This window comes from Eggerthella hominis, assembly GCF_014287365.1.
GTDB lineage: Bacteria > Actinomycetota > Coriobacteriia > Coriobacteriales > Eggerthellaceae > Eggerthella > Eggerthella guodeyinii.
In genome coordinates this window covers 81015-99323 of sequence record NZ_JACOOA010000008.1, presented here as the reverse complement: position 1 = coordinate 99323, position 18309 = coordinate 81015, and the positions used below count along the sequence as shown (strand labels likewise).

15 protein-coding genes and 1 tRNA gene are annotated in these 18309 nt (G+C 65.0%); 15 read left to right on the top strand and 1 reads right to left on the bottom strand.

What is annotated here, in order from left to right; translation table 11 throughout:
• The first annotated feature begins 12 nt into the window (after positions 1-12).
• The 13 genes from H8S61_RS15195 to cysS all read left to right on the top strand — a co-directional run bounded on the left by H8S61_RS15195 (position 13) and on the right by cysS (position 14403).
• Positions 13-699 (top strand): ABC transporter ATP-binding protein, encoded by a 687-nt coding sequence (locus H8S61_RS15195; protein ID WP_160942952.1) that lies wholly within the window; start codon positions 13-15, stop codon positions 697-699.
• Positions 689-1852 (top strand): ABC transporter permease, encoded by a 1164-nt coding sequence (locus H8S61_RS15190; RefSeq protein ID WP_186939574.1) that lies wholly within the window; start codon positions 689-691, stop codon positions 1850-1852. Before H8S61_RS15195 ends, H8S61_RS15190 begins: the two co-directional genes overlap by 11 nt.
• A gap of 141 nt (positions 1853-1993) precedes the next feature.
• Positions 1994-2070, top strand: a tRNA-Pro gene (locus H8S61_RS15185).
• 252 nt (positions 2071-2322) lie between these two features.
• Positions 2323-3354, top strand: coding sequence for an NHL repeat-containing protein (locus H8S61_RS15180; RefSeq protein WP_186939573.1), 1032 nt, complete (start codon positions 2323-2325; stop codon positions 3352-3354).
• A 167-nt stretch (positions 3355-3521) separates the two neighbouring features.
• Positions 3522-4247, top strand: coding sequence for a DUF975 family protein (locus H8S61_RS15175; protein WP_186939572.1), 726 nt, complete (start codon positions 3522-3524; stop codon positions 4245-4247).
• Positions 4248-4507: 260 nt separating this feature from the next.
• A complete protein-coding gene (tatA, locus tag H8S61_RS15170) occupies positions 4508-4774 on the top strand; it encodes a twin-arginine translocase TatA/TatE family subunit (RefSeq protein WP_154334317.1) in 267 nt (88 codons plus the stop codon).
• A 133-nt stretch (positions 4775-4907) separates the two neighbouring features.
• Positions 4908-5378, top strand: coding sequence for a transcription elongation factor GreA (gene greA / locus H8S61_RS15165; protein ID WP_154334318.1), 471 nt, complete (start codon positions 4908-4910; stop codon positions 5376-5378).
• Between the two features lie 23 nt (positions 5379-5401).
• A complete protein-coding gene (gene lysS, locus H8S61_RS15160) occupies positions 5402-7345 on the top strand; it encodes a lysine--tRNA ligase (protein ID WP_186939571.1) in 1944 nt (647 codons plus the stop codon).
• Between the two features lie 298 nt (positions 7346-7643).
• Positions 7644-10208 carry an ATP-dependent Clp protease ATP-binding subunit gene (locus H8S61_RS15155; protein WP_154334320.1) on the top strand — a complete coding sequence of 855 codons (2565 nt, stop codon included), beginning with the start codon at positions 7644-7646 and terminating at the stop codon, positions 10206-10208.
• 198 nt (positions 10209-10406) lie between these two features.
• Complete coding sequence (locus tag H8S61_RS15150; protein WP_160942947.1) at positions 10407-11351, top strand: serine O-acetyltransferase; 945 nt, start codon at positions 10407-10409, stop codon at positions 11349-11351.
• A gap of 70 nt (positions 11352-11421) precedes the next feature.
• Entirely contained in the window at positions 11422-12264 is an 843-nt protein-coding gene (gene ispD, locus H8S61_RS15145; protein WP_154334322.1) for a 2-C-methyl-D-erythritol 4-phosphate cytidylyltransferase, read from the top strand.
• On the top strand, positions 12264-12767 hold the full coding sequence (gene ispF, locus H8S61_RS15140; RefSeq protein ID WP_186939570.1) for a 2-C-methyl-D-erythritol 2,4-cyclodiphosphate synthase: 504 nt from the start codon (positions 12264-12266) through the stop codon (positions 12765-12767). The genes ispD and ispF overlap by 1 nt, the downstream gene beginning before the upstream one ends.
• Before the next feature lie 130 nt (positions 12768-12897).
• A complete protein-coding gene (cysS, locus tag H8S61_RS15135) occupies positions 12898-14403 on the top strand; it encodes a cysteine--tRNA ligase (protein WP_186939569.1) in 1506 nt (501 codons plus the stop codon).
• A gap of 56 nt (positions 14404-14459) precedes the next feature.
• Here the strand turns inward: cysS and H8S61_RS15130 are convergent, their stop codons facing one another.
• Entirely contained in the window at positions 14460-15671 is a 1212-nt protein-coding gene (locus tag H8S61_RS15130) for an ATP-binding protein (protein WP_186939568.1), read from the bottom strand.
• A gap of 346 nt (positions 15672-16017) precedes the next feature.
• Here H8S61_RS15130 and H8S61_RS15125 point away from each other — a divergent pair, with 346 nt between their 5' ends.
• Positions 16018-17286: a U32 family peptidase gene (locus H8S61_RS15125; RefSeq protein ID WP_186939567.1), complete on the top strand. Its 1269-nt coding sequence runs from the start codon at positions 16018-16020 to the stop codon at positions 17284-17286.
• A gap of 132 nt (positions 17287-17418) precedes the next feature.
• A complete protein-coding gene (locus H8S61_RS15120; protein ID WP_160942943.1) occupies positions 17419-18258 on the top strand; it encodes a TspO/MBR family protein in 840 nt (279 codons plus the stop codon).
• Positions 18259-18309: the final 51 nt, after the last annotated feature.

Genomic DNA, 18309 nt, shown 5'->3' with positions numbered 1-18309 from the left:
GGGAGGTCGCGCATGATTCGCTTGAAGCACGTCGCGAAGACGTACGAGCTGGGCGGCGAGGCCATCCGCGCCCTCGATCGGGTCAACCTCGACATCAACCGCGGCGATTTCCTCGCCATCGTGGGGCCGTCCGGGTCGGGCAAGTCCACGCTCATGAACATCCTCGGGCTGCTCGACGTGCCCGACAAGGGTCGCTATCTGCTCGACGGCATCGACGTGGGCGCGCTGTCCGACCGCCGCCTGGCCGCCATCCGCAACGAGAAGATCGGCTTCGTGTTCCAGAGCTTCAACCTGCTGGGCAAGCTGACCGCCCTCGAGAACGTGAAGCTGCCGCTGAGCTACGCGGGCATGCGCGCGAAGGCGGCCGACGCCCGCGCGCGCCAGCTGCTCGCCCAGGTGGGCCTCGAGGGACGCGAGCACCACCTGCCCAACCAGCTGTCCGGCGGCCAGCAGCAGCGCGTGGCCATCGCCCGCGCGCTCGTGTGCAAGCCCGAGATCATCCTGGCCGACGAGCCCACCGGCGCGCTCGACTCGCGCACCGGCGCGGAGATCATGGAGCTGTTCGGGCACCTGCATGCGGAGGGCCAAACGGTCATCCTCATCACGCACAACCAGGACCTCGCCGACGGCGCGCAGCGCGTCGTGCGCATCGCCGACGGGCTGATACAGGAGATGGAAAGGGGGCGTCATGCGGTATAGTCAGCTGGCGCGCACGGCGGTGCACGCCGTGTTCCGCAACGGGTTGCGCACGGTTCTCACCATGCTGGGCCTCGTCATCGGCATCTCGTCGGTCATCATCCTCGTGGGCATCGGCGACGGATCGAACCAGCAGGTGAGCGAGAAGATGAAGGCGCTCGGGGGCGACGCGCTGTCGGCGTACCTCTACGACGGCGAGCTGGGCTACGACGATCTGGCCGACATGGCGAACCTCGAAGCCGTCGACGGCGTCGCGCCCTCGAAACCTCTGATGAAGAAGCTGTCGGTGGGGTCGACCGTGTCCAAGAAGGCGTTCATCGAGGCCACCGACGAGCACTACCTGCACGTGCGCAACCTCAAGCTGCAGGCGGGCCGCAACCTCAACGCGGTCGATCGCGAGAACCGCAGCAAGGTGATCGTACTCGGCGCCGACGTGGCGACCGAGCTGTTCGGCTCCCCGGCCGACGCGGTGGGCCGCACGGTCAAGCTGGACGGCGACGAGTTCACCGTCGTGGGCGTGCTGGAGAACCAGGGCCAGTCGATGGGCCTCACCACGGGCAACGTGGCCCTCGTCCCGTTCTCCACGGCGGTGGGCATGGGGGAGGGCGCCGCCATCGAGTCGTTCTACGCGAAGGCCCGCGGCAGCGACGCCATCGACGCGGCCAAGAGCGCCCTCGGCGCGCACCTCGCGAACGAGGCGGGCATCGCCCCCGGGAAGTTCGACATCGTCTCGCAGGACGAGATGCTGCGCGCCGGCAACGAGATCGACGACACGATGACGCTGCTGCTGGCGGGCATCGCGGGCATATCGCTCGTGGTGGCGGGCATCGGCGTGATGAACGTCATGCTGGTGTCGGTGACCGAGCGCACGCGCGAGATCGGCATCAAGAAGGCCCTCGGCGCCCGTCGTTCGGACATCCTCGCGCAGTTTTTGCTGGAGGCGCTCATGATCAGCGTGGCGGGCGGTGCGATCGGCATCGCGGCGGGCCTCGCGCTCGGGCTGCTCGCCACCACGGTGGGGCTCGCGTTCGTCGCGTCGTGGGGCGTGGTGGGGGTCGCGGTGGCGGCCAGCACGGCCATCGGCCTCGTCTTCGGCATCTTCCCCGCCTACCGCGCCTCCGCCAAGAACCCCATCGAGGCCCTGCGCACGGAGTAGCGCGGGGGGTGCGGGCGCGCAACGGGTCCTGCACGCTGCTGCGTTGGCGGTGAAAATGCGAAATGCGAAATTGTCGAGCATATTTCTTTTGCTTTCCAATTCGTTGTGCTATCATATCCGTCGCTGCTTGAAGCAGTATTTCGGGTTGTGGCTCAGCTTGGTAGAGCGCTGCGTTCGGGACGCAGAGGCCGCAGGTTCAAATCCTGTCAACCCGACCAGAATTTGCAGGTCAGCCGTTCGCGGCTGGCCTTTTTCTTTTGCCGAGAGGACTCAATCGGAACAAAAAGCGGCCAGCACGCCTTCGACGCTTCGCTTGCGCTCTCCTGACCAACGTTGTCTTTGGCTCCCGTCGATGCCCGAATAAACAGGTTTTGTTCTCGGTTCGTGTTAATCTTAGGGTCGATCATTCATCCGATCGGGTTTTCGGGTCTCCAGAAGTTGCTCTGATGCCTGCAATCAAAGGATTGGCTATGAAACGAGTTTCGGTACCCTTTCTAATCGGCGCGATGCTCTTCACGGTGATCGGCTTGTATGGTTGCGCTTCGGATGGCGAGCGGGTTGCGCCCGTCGACGCCTCCATCGGCGTCATCGAAACGCGTGGAACGGATGAAACGAGCAGGATCGTCTTCTACGATGGGGAGCTGAACGAGGTGACGCAGCTTCCGCTGCGCTATGCAAACTTGGGCGACGTTTTTCACGATCCCCTGGTTTACCAAGGCAGTCTTTTTGTTATTCCCCAAGGAAAGTCTAAGGTTAGAGACGGCGAGGCTGTCCTTCAGGTCGATGTAGCTTCCCTCGCTTCTAAAACGCACGCTATCGGTCGATCGGCCATGAATGATGTGGCCGTGAACGATGAGTACGTCTTCACCTGCGATTCGTCTTATATAAATCGCTGCCGGATCGACAACGGGGACGTGTCGAAGATAGCTATCGAGGGGGTTTATGTACCGAAAATAGTTTGGTACGAAGGCAGCCTGTATGTTTTCGCATTATCTCTCGATGACAACTCTTCGATGATCTATTGCTACGACGAGGACCTGGCCCTCAAAGAATCAATCGATTGCAGCACCTATAATTCGGATGCCTACCGGGTGGTTCTGCATGAAGGCAAAATCTATTTCTGCAGCGTTGGCTTGCTGGGAAAACAAATTGGCGTGCTCGACACTAAAGATAACACGTTGAGCTCCATTCCGTTGAGCAAGGGCGGTCCTTCGAGCGTGGCTATCGCGGATGGCAAGCTTTACGTTGCCCACTACAATGTCGTCCAGGGGCAAGACGATAGCGCGCTGAGCATCGTGGATCTAGAGACGGGGGCTATCGAAGAACATGCTTTCGAGCACGAAGCGATGCAGATGGTTGTGACTGAAGGGTCGATATACGTGCTCGGAGATTGGGCGATATACCAATACGATGCCGAAAGCGTAGAGCTCATCGGAAGCAAGCCGATTGAGAACATGCCCGGTAGCTATAGCTATCTTTCGGGGCTGTTCTCTGTGAAATAGAGTTTCGATACTCAAGATTTCTGCATAGGGCCGGTGGTCTCCGGCTGAATAGCGGGATTCGAAACGGGTTCAATGGGATCGGGGAATCGGCGGCGTCGCATGAGATACTGTGATCGGCCGGGGGGCACGGTTCCTTTCGGAAGAGCTGTCGGATGAAGGAGGCTGCCGTGTACGCAAGCCAGATTCGCGCCATCGCTCGGAAGGCTTTGCAGGGTACGTGGGGCATAGCGCTGCTCGTTACCTTGGTTGCGGTGATCTTGGGCGGCGTCAATGCCGCCGTGTCGCCGTCTATCACCATGCAAGCAGGTGACACCTTCGACGCGGTCAATGGTTCTGGCGGGTTTCATCAGCATGCAACGTATATCCCCTTCGAGCTTCATCCTGCTTTCGCGGAATCGTTCGCCTTCTTCGGCGTCATCGCCGCTCTATGCGGCGTTATCGCCCTGATCATCGGCGGGGCAGTGCGCCAAGGGCTTTGCCAGTTCAACATCAACTTGATCAAGAAAGACGCTCCTGCGGCATTCGACGTCCTGTTCTCCAAATTCCCGAACCTGGGCAGATGCTTTCTGTTGAATCTCGTCACGGGGCTTCTTATTTTCGCGTGGTCGCTGCTGTTCGTTATTCCGGGCATCGTCGCCGCCTATCGCTATGCCATGGCGCCTTATCTCATGGCGCAAAACCCGGATATCGGCGTGATGGACGCCATCGACCAGTCCAAAGAGCTTATGCGCGGACACAAGAGCCGCCTTTTCTGGCTGGATTTGACCTTCCTCGGCTGGGTCTTTTTGTCGGCGCTCTCCCTCGGAATAGGTTTTCTCTGGCTGAATCCTTACAAGGAAGCAGCGTGGGCAACGTTCTACCTCGAGCGAACCGGTCAGCTCCCAAGCGCGTAGGGCTTCGCGGGAAAGGCTTCTCGCCATGGCGAAGGCGGGACGCGGCGTATCGGTGGAAAAGGCGTGGAAAGGGAATTATCACCGCATTTTCTTTTACCTTTTGTAACATTGTGCTATCATAACCGTCGCTGTGAAAGCAGTTGTTTGGTTGCTAAAGGGGATGGGGAACATCCCTTTTTTGCATAGGCATGTACTCTGGCTGCGTCAGGGTGGGCGAGGCTGCGAGAGGCGCGCTTCGCACGAGCAATTTGGAGGAACGTATGAAAATCCTGGGAATGGGAATGCCTGAGCTTCTCATCATTCTCGCGGTAATCCTGCTCATCTTCGGGCCCAAGAACCTCCCGAAGCTCGGTGGTGCCATCGGCAAGACCGTCAAGAATCTTCGCGAAGGCATGGGCGGCGGCGATAAGAACATCGAAGAAGCCGATGACGAGGAAGAAGAAGTGATCGAAGAGGTCGAGGAGCCCGTCAAGAAGACGACCACGGCCAAGAAGACGACGACCGCGGCTAAGAAAAAAGCCGAGTAGCCTTTCATTCGTCTGGTTCGCGGTATGTGTAGACGCTCGGCGCTCTGCACATACCGCTTTTTTCATATAAGGTATCGGTAAGCACGCTTGACGACGAGCGTGCATGTTTTTGTAATTGGACAGGTGAGCATTCATGGCAGACAGCAACTTCATTCTCACGCAAGAAGGCAAGGACAAGCTCGAGGAGGAGCTCCACTTCCTCGAAACCGAGAAGCGCGCCGAAATCGGCGAGCGCATCAAGGTGGCGCGCGAGTTCGGCGACATCTCGGAGAACTCCGAGTACGACGACGCCAAGAACGAGCAGGGCATGATGGAGGCGCGCATCGCCGAGATCAGCCGCATCCTGTCCGAGGCGACGGTGGTCAACGCCCCGAAGCGCTCGAACAGCGTGCACATCGGCTCGACGGTGACCGTCGACATGGGCGGCCGCGAGCGCGTGTTCACCATCGTGGGCGGCGCGGAGAGCGACTCTGCTGCGGGCAGGATCTCCAACGAGTCGCCGGTGGGCTCGGTGCTGCTGGGCCACAAGAAGGGCGACGTGGTGGAGACCACGGGTCCCACCGGCCGCCAGATCACCATGACCATTCTGAAGCTGGAACACTAAAGCCCGAGGTTGAAGGATACTTGATGAGCGACACCATCGACACCACCGAGCAGATCATCGAAGACGACCCCATCGCGGTGCGCCGCGCCAAGCGCGAGGCGCTCATGGCGGCGGGCAAGGACCCGTACGGCCACGCGTTCGCGTACTCGCATCACCTGGCCGACCTGGCCGAGCGCTACGCCGACCTCGAGGACGGCGCATCCACCGAGGACGAGGTGAAGGTTGCGGGCCGCGTCATGGCGAAGCGCGACCAGGGCAAGCTCGCCTTCCTCGAGCTGCGCGACTCCACGGGCGACATGCAGCTGTTCTGCCGCATCAACGCGCTGGGCGAGGAAGCGTTCGCCGAGCTCAAGGACCTCGACGTGGGCGACTGGATCGGCGTCGAGGGCACGATGATGCGCACGAAGCGCGGGCAGCTGTCCGTGTCCGTGGCGTCGTTCGAGCTGCTGTCCAAGAGCCTGCGCCCCCTGCCCGAGAAGTTTCACGGCCTGGCCGACAAGGAGACGCGCTATCGCCAGCGCTACGTCGACCTCGTCATGAACCGCGAGGTGCGCGACACGTTCGAGAAGCGCTTCAAGGTGGTCTCCGCCATCCGCCGCTACATGGAGGATCACGGCTACTACGAGGTGGAGACGCCCATCCTGCACCCCATCCTCGGCGGCGCGAACGCGAAGCCCTTCGTCACGCACCACAACGCGCTCGACAAGGACTTCTACCTGCGCATCGCCACCGAGCTGCACCTCAAGCGCCTGCTGGTGGGCGGCTTCGAGAAGGTGTTCGAGATCGGGCGCCAGTTCCGCAACGAGGGCATGGACCCCTACCACAACCCCGAATTCACCACGATGGAGTTCTACCAGGCGTTCAGCGACCTCGAAGGCATGATGGAGCTCACGCAGGGCGTCGTCCAGGCGGCGGCGCTCGCCTCGTGCGGCACGCTTCAGGTGGAGTACCAGGGCGAGCAGGTCGACCTGAGCGGCTCGTGGCGCCGCGCGACCATGATCGAGCTGGCCAGCGACGGCGCGGGCGAGGACGTGAGCTTCGAGCGCACGCGCGACGAGCTCGTGGCCATCCTCGAGCGCAACGGCGGCCACGCCGAGGACGCGTGGGGCAAGGGCAAGCTCATCGCCGAGATCTTCGAGGCGGTTGCCGAGGAGAAGCTCATCCAGCCGACGTTCGTGACGGAGCACCCGATCGAGGTGTCGCCGCTGGCCAAGAAGAAGGCCGGCGACCCGAACCTCACCGAGCGCTTCGAGCTGTTCATCTGCGGCCACGAGTACGCCAACGCCTTCGGCGAGCTGAACGACCCGGTCGACCAGGCCGAGCGGTTCCGCGCGCAGGTGGAGGCGAAGGACCTCGGCGACGACGAGGCCATGGGCTACGACGACGACTACGTGCGCGCGCTCGAGTACGGCATGCCCCCGGCGGGCGGCTGCGGCATCGGCATCGACCGCCTGGTCATGCTGCTCACCGACGCCCCCTCCATCCGCGACGTGCTGCTGTTCCCCCACATGAGGGACGAGGCTCCGTCGGGCGCCCGCCCGCGCCCCGCGCAGCCGGCCGTCGCTGCCGAGGCTTCTGCGGCCGCGCCCATCGACTTCTCGAAGGTGGTCGTCGAGCCGCTGTTCGAGGACGAGGTCGATTTCGACACGTTCAGCAAGTCGGACTTCCGCGCCGTGAAGGTGAAGGAGTGCGTGGCCGTTCCCAAGAGCAAGAAGCTGCTGCAGTTCACGCTCGACGACGGCACGGGCGCCGACCGCGTCATCCTGTCCGGCATCCACGCCTACTACGAGCCGGAGGAGCTGGTGGGCCGCACGCTCATCGCCATCACCAACCTCCCGCCGCGCAAGATGATGGGCGTCGACTCGTGCGGCATGCTGCTTTCGGCCATCCACGAGGAGGAGGGCGAGGAGCGCCTCAACCTCCTGATGGTGGACGATCGCATCCCCGCCGGCGCGAAGCTGTACTAACACGTCCCGCACCAACCGTTTCCGAAAGGCCGCCCGCGCATCACGTCGTCGGGCGGCCTTTCCGCGTATGGGAGGCGGGCGGGTTCTTTTCGGCTCCTTTTCAGAAGCGAGCACGTTAGGAGTCATCCGCCGGGTTGCGCGCGCGAAAGGGCAGGCCGTGATACGATGGAGGGCGTCATCGTACGGTCGCAAGTTATGGAGCGAGCGTGTGCGGTGCACGCCGTGTTGGCACTCTCTTGACGAGAGTGCTAGCATGTACTACGAAACACAAGAAGCTCCGCGAGAATCGAGGCTTTACATGTCATTTGAGAAGTTTACGGACAAAGCGCGCAAGGTGCTTGTCCTGGCGCAAGATGAGGCGCGTTCGCTTCATCAGCCCTACGTGGGCACCGAGCACATCCTGCTCGGCCTCATACAGGAGAAGGACGGTCTGGCCGCCCAGGCCCTCGACCGCCTCAACGTGAAGTACGATGCCGTCGTGCAGGCCATCCGCCAGGTGGTCGCCATCGACGAGGACACCGACGTGTCCGGCCATCTGTCGTTCACGCCGCGCGTGAAGCGCGTGCTGGAGAACAGCCTGCGCGAGGCCATGCAGATGGGGCAATCCTACATCTCCACCGAGCACCTGCTGCTCGGCATCGTGCGCGAGGGCGACGGCACCGCGCTCGAGGTGCTCACGCGCCTCGGCGTGTCGGGCGACGACGTGCGCGGCGCGCTCAACGACCTGGTGGGGCAGAGCCCCGTGTACGCCGGGCGCAACCCCTTCGACCCGAACGCCGGGTCGTCGGACAGCGTGCTGAAGGAGTTCGGCACCGACCTCACGCAGAAAGCGCGCGACGGCAAGCTCGACCCGGTTATCGGCCGCGCGGGCGAGATCGAGCGCGTCATGCAGGTGCTCTCGCGCCGCCAGAAGAACAACCCGCTGCTCATCGGCGAGCCGGGCGTGGGCAAGACGGCCGTGGCCGAAGGCCTGGCCCAGCTCATCGTGTCGAACCAGGTGCCCGACATCCTGCGTGGCAAGCGCCTGTTCACGCTCGACGTGAGCGCGCTCGTGGCCGGTTCCAAGTACCGCGGCGAGTTCGAAGAGCGCCTGAAGAAGTGCATCAAGGAAGTGATGGACGCGGGCGACATCATCCTGTTCATCGACGAGATCCACACGCTGATCGGCGCGGGCTCGGCCGAGGGCTCCATCGACGCGGCCGCCATCCTGAAGCCGCCGCTGTCCCGCGGCGAGATCCAGGTGGTGGGCGCCACCACCATCGACGAGTACCGCAAGCACTTCGAGAAGGACTCCGCGCTCGAGCGCCGCTTCCAGCCCATCACCGTGGGCGAGCCGAACGAGGAGCAGGCGCTGCGCATCATGGAGGGCCTGCGCGACCGCTACGAGGCGCACCACCAGGTGCACTTCACCGACGAGGCGCTGCAAGCGGCCGTGTCGCTGTCCAGCCGCTACATCCAGGACCGCTTCCTGCCCGACAAGGCCATCGACGTGCTGGACGAGGCGGGCGCGCGCATGCGCATCCGCAACATGACGCTGCCCAAGGAGCTGCGCGAGCTCGACGAGGAGTTGCGCACCATCCGCGGCGAGAAGGATTCGGCCATCGCCGCCCAGGACTTCGAGCGCGCCGCCCAGCTGCGCGACCAGGAGTCCGAGCTCAAGGACAAGCGCATCGAGGCCGAGAAGAAGTGGGAAGAGGACGCGCAGAAGTCCGTCCACCAGGTCACCGTGGAGGATATCGCCGACGTGGTGTCCATGAGCACGGGCGTGCCCGTGTCGAACCTCACCGAAGCCGAGACCGAGAAGCTGCTGCGCATGGAAGGCGCGCTGCACGAGCGCGTCATCGGCCAGGAAGAGGCCGTCACGGCGCTGTCGAAAGCCATCCGCCGCTCGCGTTCCGGCCTCAAGGACCCGAAGCGCCCCGCCGGCTCGTTCATCTTCCTGGGCCCCTCGGGCGTGGGCAAGACGGAGCTGTCGAAGGCGCTGGCCGAGTTCCTGTTCAACTCCGAGGACGCGCTGCTGTCCTTCGACATGTCCGAGTACATGGAGAAGCACTCGGTGTCGCGCCTCGTGGGCTCGCCTCCGGGCTACGTGGGCTTCGACGAGGGCGGCCAGCTGACGAAGGCCGTGCGCCAGCGCCCCTACTCGGTGGTGCTGTTCGACGAGATCGAGAAGGCGCACCCCGACGTGTTCAACATCCTGCTCCAGATCTTGGAGGAGGGCCGCTTGACCGACGCGCAGGGCCGCACGGTGGACTTCCGCAACGCGGTCATCATCATGACCTCGAACGTGGGCGCCCGCGAGATCGCGCAGCCCACCACGCTGGGCTTCTCCACCGAGGAGCACGCGGGGCTGTCCGACAAGGAGATCAAGAGCCGCGTCATGTCCGAGATGAAGAAGCTGTTCAGGCCTGAGTTCCTGAACCGCATCGACGAGATCATCGTGTTCAAGTCCTTGAACGACGAGCAGATCTCGCAGATCGTCAAGCTCATGGTGGCCGACCTGCGCGAGCGCTTGATCGAGCAGAACATGTCCATCAACCTGACCGAGGCGGCGTGCAAGCTCATCGCCAAGGAGGGCACGGACGCCACGTTCGGCGCCCGCCCGCTGCGCCGCGCCATCCAGCGCCTGCTGGAGGACCCGCTGTCCGAGGAGATCCTCGAGGGCACGTGGACGAGCGGCTCGATCATCGACGTGGACGCGATCGACGGCGAGCTCGTGTTCACCGCCGGCTCGGGCTCCATCCCGGCGCCGCGCAAGCGCGACAGCATCGCGCGGGAAGCCGAGCTGCTGCTGACGAACTACGACCTGGGCCATGCCGGCGTGAACACCGGCGGCTCGGTGAGCGGCGGCGCGGCCGACTAAGCCCCCTCCGCCAGAGCGCCCCTGTTCCTTGGGTTGGAATCCGAAGCCCGAGGAGCAGGGGTTTCTTGTGCCCTGAGCTCACATTTGTCGTATACTAGGCACGTCGCAAGCCGACCGAAAACCGGCCCTGCCGACGTGCAAGACGACGCGGGGCGCCCTGCGGGAGGCGCAGCGGATCAACCGATTTCAGGAGGTTCCATGTTCGGAGACAACCTCGATCGCATCGTGAAAGCCATCGAGAAGAACTACGAGGCCGACGAGATATTCTTCACGAAGCCGGGACGGCGGTTTCCCAGCCGCTCGGCCGTGAAGGGCGTGCTCAAGGACCTGCGCCGGGTGTTGTTTCCGGGCTACTTCGGCGAGGAGATGCTCACGCCGTCCACCAGCCCGGAGTACTTCATCGGGGAGACGCTCATCCAGATCGAGCGGGTGCTGCGCGAGCAGATCGTCCTGGCCATCACGTATACGTCCGACGATCGCGATGCTGCGGTGGTCGATCCGGCGCGCCACCTGTGCGGTGGCAGCACGCCCGAGCACATCTGCGAGCGCGCCTCCGAGGTGTGCACGGTGTTCTTCGACGAGCTCCCCAGCATCCAGCGGGTGCTGCTCACCGACGTGCAGGCCCTCTACGACGGCGATCCGGCGGCCGGGTCGAAGGAGGAGGTCATCTTCTCGTACCCCGGCCTGTACGCCATCTACGTGTACCGCATCGCGAACGTGCTGTACCGGCAGAACGTGCCCATCATCCCGCGCATCATGACCGAGCTGGCGCACAGCGGCACGGGCATCGACATCGGCGCCGGCGCCCAGATCGGCGAGTACTTCTTCATCGACCACGGCACGGGCGTGGTGATCGGCGAGACCACCGTCATCGGCGACCACGTGAAGCTGTACCAGGGCGTCACGCTCGGCGCGCTGTCCACGCGCGGCGGGCAGCGGCTTGCCGGGGTGAAGCGCCATCCCACCATCGAGGACGACGTGACCATCTACTCCAACGCCTCGGTGCTCGGCGGGGAAACGGTGGTGGGGGCAGGATCGGTCATCGCCGGCTCCACGTTCGTCACCTCGTCGGTTCCGCCCCATTCTCGCGTGTCGCTGAAGGCGCAGGAGATCACCGTGCGCCAGCCGGGCGAGCGGGACTAGGCTCCGTGACGCTCGCAGGCGGCAGGGGCGGGGCGGCGGAAGAACAACCCAAGGCGGAGAGGAAGACCTTATGACGCAGACAATCGACCCGGTGTTCTCGTCCGCGGTGCTCAACACCCCCGAGCTCGCGCTGAACGACCTCGACTTCGACGCGCTGTCGCAGGCGATGGGCGGCCTCAAGGGCGAAGTCGACAAGAACCCCCAGACGGCCGCCATCATCCTGGCGGGCGGCACGGGGGAGCGGTTCGGCAAGGAGGGCGGCAAGCAGCTCGTGGAGATCGCGGGCAAGCCCATCCTCACCTGGTCGGCCGAGGCGTTCGACGCCGTGGGGGATATCGGGCTCATCGTCATCGTGTGCCCCGAGGACCGCTGCGACGAGTACCTCAAGCGCGCCATCGACCCGTTCCCGTTCGTCACGCCCATCGTGGTGGCGCCTTCGGGCCCCAGCCGCCAGGAATCGGCGTTCTCGGGCCTCGAGTTCGTGCCCGACGACTTCGACTACGTCATCCTGCACGACGGCGCCCGCCCGCTCATCACGCCCGACCTCATCGCGCACACCATCGCCACGCTGAAGGGCAACATCGACTGCGACGGCGCCGTGGTGGCGCACCCGGCCGTCGACACCCTGAAGGTGGTCGAGAACGGCGTGATCGTGGGGACTCCCGACCGCCGCGTGTTCTGGAACGCGCAGACGCCCCAGGTGTTCCGCGCCGGCATCTACCGCCGCGCGCACGCCTCGGCGCTGTCCGACGGCTTCATGGGCACCGACGACTCGTCGCTCATCGAGCGCTTGGGCGGCCGCGTGCTCGTGGTGGAGGGCAAGCGCGACAACATCAAGCTGACCGTGCCCGAAGACTACCTCATGCTGGCCGCCGCCGTGCGCACGATGTACATGAAGGGGGCGGAGGAGTGATGGCCGATCAGGCGTTCGATCCCGCGTCCCTGCGCATCGGGCAAGGCTTTGACGTGCACGCCTTCGCCGAGGGGCGCAAGCTCATCCTGGGCGGCGTGGACATCCCCCATACGCGCGGGCTGCTGGGCCATTCCGATGCCGACGTGCTGGCGCACGCCATCTCCGATGCGCTGCTGGGCGGCATCCGCGGCGGCGACATCGGCAAGCTGTTCCCCGACACCGACCCCGCCTTCAAAGGCGCCGACTCGCTCAAGCTGCTGGCCGCCGTGGCCGACAAGGTGCGCGCCGAGGGCTACGCCATCCTCGACGTGGACTCCGTCATCGCCGCGCAGGCACCGAAGCTTTTCCCGTATCGCGAGGCCATGCGCGAGAACCTGGCCGCCGCCATGGGCGTGCCGGTGGAGAACGTGGGCGTGAAGGCCACCACCACCGAGCATCTGGGATTCGAGGGTCGCGAGGAGGGCATCTCCGCGACCGCCGTCTGTCTCCTGGTGCGTCGCTGACCGTCTGCGCAAGCGCACGGGGCGGTCGGAGGCGTGCGCGCTTGCGAGCGCGTTGCTGTGCTAGAATTTTCAATTGACGCGCGTCCGCAGGGGTGCGACGTTCGGACAGGCAGGATGCGAGGATACTACTATGATCAGGCTATACAATACGAAGACCCGCACGAAGGTGGACTTCGAGACGCGCGAGCGCGGCAAGGTGGGCATGTACGTGTGCGGGCCGACCGTGTACAACTACATCCACATCGGCAACGCGCGCACGTTCATGAGCTTCGACGTGATCCGCCGCTACCTCATGTGGCGCGGCTTCGACGTGACGTTCGTGCAGAACGTCACCGACGTGGACGACAAGATCATCGGCAAGGCGAACGAGGAGGGCCGCAGCGCCTCCGAGGTGGCCGCCGAGTACACCGAGGCGTTCATCGAGGACATGCGCGCCGCCGGCGTGCTCGATCCCGACATCCGCCCGAAGGCCACCGAGGAGATCCCCGCGATGATCGAGCTCATCCAGGAGCTCATCGACGGCGGCCACGCCTACGACGCGGACGGCGACGTGTACTTCAACGTGCGCTCGTTCCCGGCTTACGGCGAGCTGTCGGGTCGCAACGTGGACGAGATGGAGAGCGGTCACCGCGAGCTGCGCGCCGACGACAAAGGCGTGGGCGACCGCAAGCGCGACCCGCTCGACTTCGCGCTGTGGAAGGCCGCCAAGCCCGGCGAGCCCGCGTGGGATTCGCCCTGGGGCAGCGGTCGTCCCGGCTGGCACATCGAGTGCTCGGCCATGTCGCGCAAGTACCTGGGGCTGCCCTTCGACATCCACGGCGGCGGCGCCGACCTCGTGTTCCCGCACCACGAGAACGAACGCGCGCAGAGCGAAGCCGCATGCGGCTGCACGTTCGCGAACTACTGGATGCACGGCGGCATGCTGCAGATCAACGCCGAGAAGATGAGCAAGTCGCTGGGCAACTTCAAGCTGCTGCGCGACGTGCTGAAGGTGACCGACCCGAAGGTGCTGCGCTTCCTCATGCTGCAGACGCACTACCGCTCGCCGCTCGACTTCTCCGACGAGCGCCTGGCCGAGGCGGGCGCGGCGCTGGGCCGCATCGAGAACGCGGTGAAGAACCTGGACTGGCAGCTGGAGAACGCCCAGGACATCCCCTCGCCGCTGGACACGCGCGAGCTGATGAAGCGTGCCAAGGAGGGCAAGGTCGCGTTCATCCTGGCCATGGACGACGACTTCAACACGTGCAAGGCGCTCGGCGAGGTGTTCGACCTCGTGGCCGCGGTGAACGCCCAGACCGCCGACAAGACCATCTCGCTTTCCGACGTGCCCGTCGTCCGCGACGCGCGCGCCGCGATCGTGGAGCTCATGGGCGTGTTCGGCATCGACGTGGAGGCCGCCGCCGGCGCGAGCGCCGCGGACGGGTACCCGGTCGAAGTAGTGGCGCTGGCGGCCGACATCGCGGGCTACGAGGGCTCCGACGCCGCCGAGGCCGTGGACGCGCTGCTGGCCGCCCGCGCCGACGCGCGCGCCGCGAAGGACTGGGGCCGTGCCGACGCCGTGCGCGACGGCCTGTGCGGCCTGGGCTTCACGATCGAGGACACCCCGCAGGGAGCCCGCGTGTCGTACGAGGGGTAGGACGTTTCTGTTGAGAGCGTTTTGAAGGGGCGGCCGTCGAGGCCGCCCCTTTCGGTTTACGGGAGGGGTTCTCCCAATAGAAAGTCGTATACATTCATGTGGCGCACGCCGTCTTGACCGTAATCGACGCGGTCTTTGGTGATCAGCACGCGAGGATACCCGTCGGACAGCTTGGCGAAGGGCGCAAGCTCGCGTTTGAGCGTGGCGGGGTCGAGCACGGTCTCGCTCACTTGGATGTAGAAGAGGGTGCCGCCGTCCTGTGCGACGAAATCGATCTCGGAGTTGGGCAACGTTCCCACGCTCACGTCGTACCCGCGTCGTACGAGTTCGAGAAACACCATGTTCTCGGTCAAGTGGCCGTGGTTGCTTGCGCGCAGCCCGATGACGCGGTTGCGCAGTCCGGGATCGACAACGTAGTATTTTCCGTTGGTGCGCAAGCGCTCTTTCCCACGTATATCGTAACGGTCGCAGCGGTAGATGAGGTGGGCTTTCTGCATAAGGGAGAGGTAGCTGTCGACCGTCTCCGCGCTTACCGCATGGCCGCCTGACTTGAGCGCTTTCGAAATGGCTGAGGCCGAGGTCTGATTGCCTATGTTGTCCAGCACGAACGAAGCGACGCGTGCGAAAGCGGCTTCGTTGCGAATCTTGCCTCGCAGCAAGATGTCGCGCGTGAATACGGAGTCGTAGATACCGTCGAGGATGGCGTGTTTGAGAGCATCGGTGGGAGCGAGCGCCACGGCGGGAAACCCGCCTTCGCGGACGAGGAGGTCGTAGGCTTCCTCGGATGCTCGCCGTTCGGAAACGTCTATGCCGGCGAATTGGCACAGCTCTGCCAAGGAAAGCGGTAGAACGTGGAGGCTCACGTAGCGTCCCGAGAGATAGGTCATATCCTCGCCCGCGAACATCCTCGCGTTCGAACCGGTGACGTAGATGTCCAAGCCTAACTCTGCGCGAAGGCCGTTGATCGTCGACTCCCAGTGATCGAGCTCCTGCACTTCGTCGACGAAGAGATACGTGTGCTCTTCGCGGCTCGCGCGTTCGGTCACGTAGGCTATGAACGCTTGGGGGTCGGCGAGCTCGCCGTTTGAGGGAAGCTCGAAGTCGATGTAGATGATGGAGGCGGGGGAAACGCCGCTCTCCACCAGGTCGTTGCGCAGTTGCTTCATGAGCGTGGACTTTCCGCAGCGGCGCACGCCCACGATCGTTTTGACGAGGTCGGGGGCTCGCATTTCTTCCAGCTTGTCCATGTACAGCATTCGGCGAATCATGAGTCTCCTTACTCGAGAAACGAATAGATACAGAATAACGCGATTTTCCGATTGGTAATCGGAAAAGTATCGAAAGCGTTTAATTTTCCGATTGGTAATCGGAAAATTCCTTTCTCATAGCATAGAGCGATTGCTGGAAGCCGACGTGGGACGTGCCGCAGCCGGTCGCATGTCGTGTTCGGCGCGGATCGGCGCGGCGCGGGCGCGATCGCCCCCGGTTTCCACCCCGCGCCAAAGGCGGGGCGGTCCTTGCTTCGCGTCAAGAGGCGGCACGTCCTTGCGCTTCCCCGAGCCGCCCTTCAGGGCGCGGCCCCAAGGCTTCTGCCGATGCGTTACAATACGGCGCATGCAAACACGACGGACGACATCCCCCGAGCTTCTCGCGCCGGCCGGCGGGCGGGCGCAGCTGGAAGCGGCGGTGCGCTTCGGCGCGGACGCCGTGTACCTGGCGGCCGACCGCTTCGGCCTGCGCCAGCGCGCGGCGAACTTCGCGCTGGACGACGTTCCCGCCGCGACGGCGCACGCGCACGCCGCGGGCGCGCGGGTGTACGTGACGCTCAACGCGCTCATGGACGCCGACGACCTCGCGGCGCTTCCCCCGTATCTCGAGGCGCTCGCCGCGGCCGGTGTCGACGCCTTCATCGTGAGCGACCTGGGCGCGCTGCGCCTGGCGCAACGGCATGCGCCCGGCGTGGAGCTGCACGTGAGCACCCAGGCCTCGGTGTGCAACGCCGAGGCGGCGCGCGTATGGCACGAGCTGGGCGCGAGCCGCGTGGTGTGCGCGCGGGAGATGAGCGTGGAGGACATCGCGCGCCTGCGCGCCGACGCCCCGCGCGAGCTGGAGCTGGAGGCGTTCGTGCACGGCGCCATGTGCATGGCCGTGTCGGGCCGCTGCCTGATCAGCGCCGCGCTGACGGGCCGCTCGGGCAACAAGGGCCACTGCACCCAGCCGTGCCGCTGGAGCTACGCGCTGGTGGAGGAGCAGCGCCCCGGCGAGTTCTTTCCCGTGGAGGAGGACGTGCGCGGGTCGTACGTCATGAACGCGCAGGACCTCAACATGCTGGCGCACCTCGACGACCTGGCTGCCGCCGGCGTCGATTCGTTCAAGATCGAGGGCCGCAACAAGAAGGCGTTCTACGTGGCCTCGGTGGTGCGCGCCTATCGCCAGGTGCTGGACGGCGCTCCGGCCGCCGACGTGGCCGACGAGCTGCTGGCCGTGTCGCACCGCCCTTACGGCACCGGCTTCTACTACGGCGCGGCGCAGCAGTCGCCCGCCGTGGACGGCTACACCACCGCCTGCCTGCACGCCGCCACGGTGGAGGCGTGCGAGCCCTCCGCGTCCGGCGACGGCGCGTTCCGCGTGACGGCGCGCTGCTACAACCGCTTCTGCGAGGGCGACGAGCTGGAGGCGCTGTCGCCGCGCCCGCGCATCGCCCGCGTGCGCGTGCGCAACCTCGCCTGGCTGCCCGCGCCCGCGCCCGACGACGGCGACCCGCTGCCCGAGCGCGTGCCGGTGGCCGTGGCGAACCGCTCGGCCGAGCGCTACGCGTTCGAGACGGGGGAGGAGCTGGCCCCCAGCGACTTCCTGCGCGTGCGCGTCAACGTTGAGCGATAGGCTTCTGATCTGCGCTAAAGCGACGAAATACTGCTAAGGGGCCGTTGAGGCCCGCGGCGGCCTACGGCGCTACACTGGAGTGCACCCTATCCAAGGGACCGAAGTTCGTTCCCTCAGAAAGCGAGGTGCATCATGCCCCAACATGCGTATCGCGCCGCGTCGGCGCCGAGCGTCGTGCAGCGTGCCCGCAACACGCGCACCGGTCGCAAGCTCGAGCGCGGCGGTTACCTCACCGTCGAGACCGTCACCATGTGGATCGTGTACGCCCTGACCCTGCTCGGCAACGCCATCATAGAGGGCGGCCAGGTGGGAGGAACCACGTCGGCAGACATCGCGTACGGCGTGTTCACGTGGTTCACGCCGGCCGGCTACGTGTTCGCCATCTGGACGCTCATCTACATCGCGATGATCGTGTGGCTGGTCGCGTACACGCGCACGGCTCCCACCCGCCCCGACCGCTTCAGCATGACGTCGGTCCTGTTCATCGCCAGCTGCGCGCTCAACGTGCTGTGGCTGGCCCTGTGGCACTTCGAGATGGTGGGCGTGTCGTTCGTCGTCATCGTGGCCGAATGGCTCGTGCTGGCTGCCCTGTACCTGAACGTGCGCCGCACGATGAAGACCGCCGCGGGGTGGGTCCCCGTGTCCATCTACACCGCGTGGGTCACCGTGGCCACGCTGGCCAACATGGCCATCCTCGTCACGCGCCTGCTCGACGGCGGCGTGCCGTTCTTCAACGGCCTGTTCACCATCCTGCTGACGGCCGGCGTGCTGGCCTTCGGCTACGTGATGCGCAAGGCGTACGACGACGTCGCGTTCCCGCTCGTGTTCCTGTGGGCGCTCGTCGGCGTGGGCGTGAACGTGTCGGGCGCGTCGGCGTTCACGGCGGCCATCGTGTTCCTGCTGTGCGTCGTCGGGGCCATCCTGACGTTCGCGCCCATCGGCTCGATGCGCAAGCTCGTGCGCAACCGGTAGCGCGAACGCGACGCGCTCGTGGTGAAAAGGTGCGGCTTGGCGGGGCGGTGC

Bases quoted from the DNA above. Each gene is read 5' to 3' on its own strand.
- H8S61_RS15195 (WP_160942952.1), top strand. From the start codon at position 13: ATGATTCGCTTGAAGCACGTCGCGAAGACGTACGAGCTGGGCGGCGAG.
- H8S61_RS15190 (WP_186939574.1), top strand. From the start codon at position 689: ATGCGGTATAGTCAGCTGGCGCGCACGGCGGTGCACGCCGTGTTCCGC.
- H8S61_RS15180 (WP_186939573.1), top strand. From the start codon at position 2,323: ATGAAACGAGTTTCGGTACCCTTTCTAATCGGCGCGATGCTCTTCACG.
- tatA (WP_154334317.1), top strand. From the start codon at position 4,508: ATGAAAATCCTGGGAATGGGAATGCCTGAGCTTCTCATCATTCTCGCG.
- greA (WP_154334318.1), top strand. From the start codon at position 4,908: ATGGCAGACAGCAACTTCATTCTCACGCAAGAAGGCAAGGACAAGCTC.
- lysS (WP_186939571.1), top strand. From the start codon at position 5,402: ATGAGCGACACCATCGACACCACCGAGCAGATCATCGAAGACGACCCC.
- H8S61_RS15155 (WP_154334320.1), top strand. From the start codon at position 7,644: ATGTCATTTGAGAAGTTTACGGACAAAGCGCGCAAGGTGCTTGTCCTG.
- H8S61_RS15150 (WP_160942947.1), top strand. From the start codon at position 10,407: ATGTTCGGAGACAACCTCGATCGCATCGTGAAAGCCATCGAGAAGAAC.
- ispD (WP_154334322.1), top strand. From the start codon at position 11,422: ATGACGCAGACAATCGACCCGGTGTTCTCGTCCGCGGTGCTCAACACC.
- ispF (WP_186939570.1), top strand. From the start codon at position 12,264: ATGGCCGATCAGGCGTTCGATCCCGCGTCCCTGCGCATCGGGCAAGGC.
- cysS (WP_186939569.1), top strand. From the start codon at position 12,898: ATGATCAGGCTATACAATACGAAGACCCGCACGAAGGTGGACTTCGAG.
- H8S61_RS15130 (WP_186939568.1), bottom strand. From the start codon at position 15,671: ATGATTCGCCGAATGCTGTACATGGACAAGCTGGAAGAAATGCGAGCC.
- H8S61_RS15125 (WP_186939567.1), top strand. From the start codon at position 16,018: ATGCAAACACGACGGACGACATCCCCCGAGCTTCTCGCGCCGGCCGGC.
- H8S61_RS15120 (WP_160942943.1), top strand. From the start codon at position 17,419: ATGCCCCAACATGCGTATCGCGCCGCGTCGGCGCCGAGCGTCGTGCAG.